At 55.0% G+C, this 5,941-nt stretch carries 4 protein-coding genes; 1 reads left to right on the top strand and 3 read right to left on the bottom strand.

Annotated elements, in window-relative coordinates; all coding sequences use genetic code 11:
• Nucleotides 1–721: 721 nt before the first annotated feature.
• The 3 genes from AB4043_RS20590 to AB4043_RS20580 all read right to left on the bottom strand — a co-directional run bounded on the left by AB4043_RS20590 (nucleotide 722) and on the right by AB4043_RS20580 (nucleotide 3,031).
• A complete protein-coding gene (locus AB4043_RS20590) occupies nucleotides 722–2,131 on the bottom strand; it encodes an APC family permease (protein ID WP_442298870.1) in 1,410 nt (469 codons plus the stop codon).
• A 101-nt stretch (nucleotides 2,132–2,232) separates the two neighbouring features.
• Complete coding sequence (locus AB4043_RS20585) at nucleotides 2,233–2,730, bottom strand: hypothetical protein (RefSeq protein ID WP_442307944.1); 498 nt, start codon at nucleotides 2,728–2,730, stop codon at nucleotides 2,233–2,235.
• 76 nt (nucleotides 2,731–2,806) lie between these two features.
• Nucleotides 2,807–3,031, bottom strand: coding sequence for a hypothetical protein (locus tag AB4043_RS20580; RefSeq protein ID WP_442307943.1), 225 nt, complete (start codon nucleotides 3,029–3,031; stop codon nucleotides 2,807–2,809).
• Between AB4043_RS20580 and AB4043_RS20575 the strand changes: the two genes are divergently transcribed.
• On the top strand, nucleotides 2,997–5,762 hold the full coding sequence (locus tag AB4043_RS20575) for a glycosyl hydrolase 2 galactose-binding domain-containing protein (RefSeq protein WP_442307942.1): 2,766 nt from the start codon (nucleotides 2,997–2,999) through the stop codon (nucleotides 5,760–5,762). The genes AB4043_RS20580 and AB4043_RS20575 overlap by 35 nt on opposite strands.
• The last annotated feature ends 179 nt before the right edge of the window (nucleotides 5,763–5,941 follow it).

The following is a 5,941-nucleotide window of genomic DNA, read 5'->3' as shown; positions in this document are numbered from 1 at the left end:
ATGCAATTGGCTTTGAAGGTCCTCTTCTAGAACGTCTTCGATGTGGGTATTTCGATGGGAGATGCAAAATGCATCTCCCATCTTTTTTGCGTAGCAGTATTGTCGGGTAGTTAGCGAATGTGAGCGGTATTCTTGATCCCATTGAGTATTGCTAGATCCACTCGCGCCGTTTCCGACGGCTCACATATTCGGGATTTTCGTAAAGGGCAGGGCCAAGCACGCAGGAACGGTTCTTCCGATAACGCGGCACGTAGGTGTCGTGTCCATCTCGGCACTTGCGTCAATGAACTGACGTTCGTGGTAGCTCTCGTTGCAGCTATCGATATACCCGTCTTCACGGCTTTTTTCAATACAGCCGGGGGATCGGTCTTCGACTGGTGTGTGTCGCACTCCTGCGACTTGCCGTTCTGTACAGAAACCGTGTTTCGGCGGATCGGACCTTCTTTTGTAGCTCTTCTCCAGGGCTCGGCCTCGATCAATGTCCCATCCACAGTGCCTGTTTCCGGGCCAGGGACTTTCGGCATCCGGACGTTCCATATCGAAAAAAATGCGGGACCTCGCAGCCCTGAGATACGGTTTCCTTTGCCGGCCGAGAAGCCAACAGGACTCATCAGACACGGCCTCAATTTCAGGTGGCGCGTGTCCGAGAGTCGGGACGTGCGCCACTACGGAATGTTGGGGATGCAATTCCAGATATCGACTTTTTCAGATCCTGCCGGCATTACTCGGAATCTGCTGGAAGATCGAAGCTCACCAGGCCACCGCGGAAGCCCTTCGTCTTGATGGCGGCATACAGCGTACCAGCAACCATCCAGACAGTGCCCAAAACGAGGGCGGTGCGGCTAAGGTTGAGCCATATAAAGCCGCAGATTAGGAAGCCGAGTGAAGGTAGCACAAAGTTGTGCACCTTCTTCACCTCGGCGCGCAGCCAATAGCGGATGAAGGCCGCTGCATTCACACCCATAAACGCGATGAAGGCGCCAAAGTTAACTGCTTGAGCCCCAACTTCATAAGCGCCTCCACCCAACTGCCGGGAGAAATATTCGAGAGCCCCAGCACCAATCAATGCAAAGCCTCCCACCGCAAGGACATTATTGCGGGGAATGCGACTCTTCGGATCAATGGTTCCAAAGAAAGACTTAGGCAGGGCATTGCCACGCCCCATACCGTAGAGCAGTCTTCCGGCCGCCAACTGCGCGGCCAGGGCGGACCCTGCATTCGCAATCAACAATGTGAAGTTGATGATCTGGAACAGTGCAGCTCCGCCAGCCCGTCGGGAGATGATGGCAAAGGCAGATTCAACCTGATCGCTGGGGAAGGCCTGCGAGCCCCAGACCAACTGTGCCGCATACGCTTCAAGGCCTGAGAGAACGCCAGTAACAAGGCAAACCAGGACCGTTGCAAGCAGGATGTTACGGCGAGGATTTTCAACCTCTTCCGACAGCGTCGAAATGCCGTCGAAGCCGATGTATGTGAGAACCGCTACCGATGTGCCCGCAAAGATCCTCGAAGAGTTGAAGGTAGTGGGGTTATAGAAGGGTTGGGAAAAGTATCCGGGGCCATAGCTGTGGAGTTGCCAGACGAAACGTACAACGGCTGCAAGGAAGAGGGCGACAATGATCGTCATGCCGATGCAAAGAGTTTCGTTGATCCGCGCGGATGTCTGGATGCCGCGCAGGTTTACCCACGTGAGCAAGCTTACGAAGATGATGATCCAGACATAGTAGGAAAGGCCGGGAAAGACGTTTATAGCGGCCTTGGCGCAGAAGGCGACGCAGATCAGCGGATTGAGTACGTAATCCATCACCATGCTCCACCCTGTGATGTATCCCAGTGCCGGGTGCGTCTCCTGTCCCACATAGGTGTACGCGGATCCCGCGCTGGGATAAGCAGCGGCCATCTTGCCATAGCTGATTGCCGTAAGCAGCATCGCAACCATGGCCAGGAGAATGGTTGTCACGACATGGCCGCCGGCCTTGTTATTGATGACGCCGTAGATTCCCATCGGTGCGGTCGGTTGGACGATGACCATTCCAATAAGGACTAGGCTCCATAAGCTCAAGGTTCGATTGAGTTTTGGAGTCTCACCGGAGGCTGCATTAACGGTCACATCCCGAGCTACTTCTGCCATCGAATCCTCGCGTACAAACTGAAAAAGGGGCGATTCGCTACACTGACTCAAAGCTTATATGGACTTCCATCTTCGAGTAGGCAGAAGGTTATGCGGCCGCGTTATTCTTCGTCCTCATCGTAGATCTTCACGCCACGGACAACTCGATTGATTACTCCATCGAGGCTTGGATTATCGGGATCCAAGCCGTTACGCAGACTCAAATGATATCCCAGCAGTTGCGGTCCGACGATCTCGAACGGAGTGCGTAGATTGTCCGCCCCACTTGTGACGATCGCAGGGATGTGTTCATCGAACAAGGACGCTTCATTATCGGCTGCGCCAATGGCAACGAGATATCCCAGGCCCTTTGTCTTCAGTTCATTCACAAGATCGAGCTCATAGCGGCGTCGAATGGGACTGTTGGAAAGCAGGCATAGGACGACAGTATTAGACGCGAGGAAACTCATCGGTCCATGACGAAGACCAAGGTAGGTCTCGGGCAGGACAGCATACTTTCCTCCGGTCATCTCCAGGCACTTGAGCACGCCCTCCTGTGCCCATGGGAAGGATGGCGAAGAGCAGAGCAGCACGATGCGATCTCTAACAGCAGCGGCCACGCGCTCCACGACTTTGTTAATCCGTTCAAATTGAGCCGATCCATGCACGCATGCCTGAGGGAGCACGTCATCAACCTTAGCCTGGTTCGCAAGGCAGTAGCCGGCCAACGGTGGCATAGCTCTCGGGGCTATTACCGGAACGGCCGATGGAGATAACAACCGTGATATCGGAAAGAAAGCGTTCCGTGTCGACGAGGAGATCGGTGGAGGCAACGGCGATTGCACGGGGCCAGTTGGCCGCGATCGCGGATGCTGCATAGGATGAAGTGCCCGCGCCTGTAAGCAAAACGCGTGCTCCCATAAGCTTCGACTCCAAACCGTACCGCCAGGTTGCGTTTGCGACGGAGGTCGCTGGCCGCACGGAGTTGGTAGGCGGGTGGAAACTGATCTCCGCCGACAAAAAGCCGGGCACCGGCGCCGCTATCTCTCAATCGAACTTCGACACGAATGGCTGGTTTCCTATTAAGCAGATGCCGGCGACCGTGCTTGAAGTCCTTCAGGAAGATGGTGTCTATCCGAACCTGTACGTAGGAATGAACCTGGTGAATGAGGTGCCCCAGGATCTCTATAAACAGGACTGGTGGTATCGGACGAGCTTTTATGCTCCTGCAGGCCACAAGGCCTATTGGTTGGACCTGCCAGGTGTGAACTATCGTGCCGAGATCTGGCTCAACGGAACGCTGCTCGCCGACAGCCGTCAGGTAGTAGGGATGTATGTCGGGCATTCATTCAATGTGACGGATCTAATACGTGCAGGGCAGTCGAATACCCTCGCCATCAGGGTCACGCCGGAGCAGGCGATTCCCGATGTGAGTGGGGTGGAGCTCGCGGACAGTTGGCATGATTGGCTGGATTGGAAATATCTCGGCTCGAAGGCTCCGCGCTCGGATCACTACAAGGAAGGCTGGACCGCGGACCGTAACGCGGGTGTGTGGAAGCCGGTCTATCTTCACGTCACGGGTGCGGTGAAGGTTTCCGATGTACTGGTCAATACCGACCTTCCGCTGCCCGCCACAGATTCTTCAGCGCTCACAGTCTATGCGACACTTTCGAACGCGACCCATGACCCCGTCAATGGTGTGTTGACTGCGGAGATCACACGGGTGGGCAAATCTCCGATCCAGGTGGAACAGCCGGTCGTGCTCAGAGCCGGCGAGGCACGAGAGATTAGTTTCACTCCAAAGACGTTTCCGCAGTTGGCAGTGGATCATCCGGATCTGTGGTGGCCATACACGATGGGGGATCCCAATCTTTACGATCTGCACATTACATTCAAGGTTGGAGATGAGGTCTCCGACGCGAGTTCCTTGCAGTTTGGAATCAGGAAGGTGACGCAGCATCGCGATGCGGACCTTCGTTTTAGCAAGACCTCCGAGGGCAACTTCTATCTGCAGGTGAATGGCAAGAACTTTCTTGTGAGAGGCGCCGACTATACGCCGGATCTGCTGTTTCGGCAGGATCGCCAACGCAACGCCGACCACATCCGATACGTGAAGGATCTTGGGCTCAACATGCTGCGTTGGGAATCTAAGATTGCCGACGAAAACATGTTCGAGCTGGCAGATCGAGCCGGAATTCCAGTCATGGTCGGCTGGATGTGCTGCTCTAAATGGGAGCAATGGGAGCAATGGAGCGAGGAGGATCAAGCAGTTGCCAGGCAAAGCCTGCGCTCACAGATTCTCATGCTGCGCTCTCATAGCTCTGCCTTCCTTTGGTCGAGTGGAAGCGATGGGCTTCCACCCGAGCCCTTGCGAGAAGACTATCGGCGGATACTGCATGAACTCCATTGGCAAAACCCAATCGTCGATACAGACGCGAATGGGAACAAGGACGCGAACGGGAAGCAAGTGTGGGATGGCATTGGAATGTCGGGTGTCGATCGCTGGCATCCACCTTCGTATTGGTTCGATCCAAAGTATTCTGCTTCGAGTGGATCCAGCGCTGAGTATGGCGATAACGAGGTGATTCCCCCCTTTGAAAGCCTGAAGAAGTTCATTCCGACGGACAAATTGTGGCCACCCAATGAATTCTGGTTCTTGCACGCGGGTGCCCAKGAAGGTGCGAACCAGTTGACCACGATCCGCAAGGTAATTGAGCGCCGATATGGCAAGTCAGACAGTGCGGAGGAGTTCGCGAATAAGGCGCAGCTYGCCCACTATGAGACTACTCGTGCTCAGTTCGAGGCGTGGTCGTCCGATGGCTGGGCCACGCACAAGATGGAGATGTACTGGATGCTCAATAACCACTGGCCTTCCTTCTTCGGACATCTATACGACTACTACATGGAACCTGGCGGCGGGTACTTTGGCGCGAAGAAAGCGCTCAGGCCGCTGAGCGTTGTCTTTGACTACTATGCAGGTAAGCCGCATGGGGCCGCTAAGATACGCATCACCAACCAGACGATGTCCTTGCAAACAGGGCTCCGGGTTCGAGTTCGTATCTATGATCTGCAGGGTAAGGTCAGATATGCCAAGGAGGCAACGCATCAATCAGTGGCGGCTCAGGGCGTCACAGTAGCGTTGACATTGCCACGGCCCACGCATCTGGCTTCGACATACTTTGTGCGTTGCGAGTTGTTCGGCGCCGATGGACGACGCCTGGTTGACAACGTCTACTGGCAGTCGAAGACCCTGGATGACTTCGGCGATCCGCTCCATGACGATGACGACTATCCCTATACGCAAACGAGTTGGTCGACATTTCTCGATCTGAACTCAATGCCGAAAATAAAGCTGGATGTCGCCGGCACCGTGACGACCGCGGATGACAGAAGCCGCTTCTCCATCACATTGCATAACGGTAGCTCAAACGTGGCCTTCTTCGAGCGTGTAACCATCATTGGCAATCGCGATGGGGAAGACGTGCTGCCCATTGAGTATGACGACAACTATGTGACGATCTTCCCCGGCGAGACCAAGTCGATTCAGGGGAGCTTCGATCCCAGGGTCCTTGGCGATCGAAAGGCGTGGGTGCGCGTCGCCGGATATACGACACTGCCGGATGCGGTGGAGCTGAAAGGCACGTCGGAATAGTGGCCGTTAAAGATTGTTGCCGGAAGGGTCACGATAGTCTGGAGGAAAATACGATGTCTACAAATCGCAGAACCTTTGTTAAGGCTTCTGGAATGGCATTCCTGAGCGCTGGAATGAATGCTCGCTCGTATGCCCGCATTCTGGGAGCGAATGATCGCATTCAATTGGGCATCGTGGGC

Origin of the sequence: Terriglobus sp. YAF25 (assembly GCF_052113305.1) — a bacterium.
GTDB lineage: Bacteria > Acidobacteriota > Terriglobia > Terriglobales > Acidobacteriaceae > Terriglobus.
The sequence above is the reverse complement of the archived record's forward strand: the minus strand, read 5'-3'. Positions and strand labels throughout refer to the sequence as shown.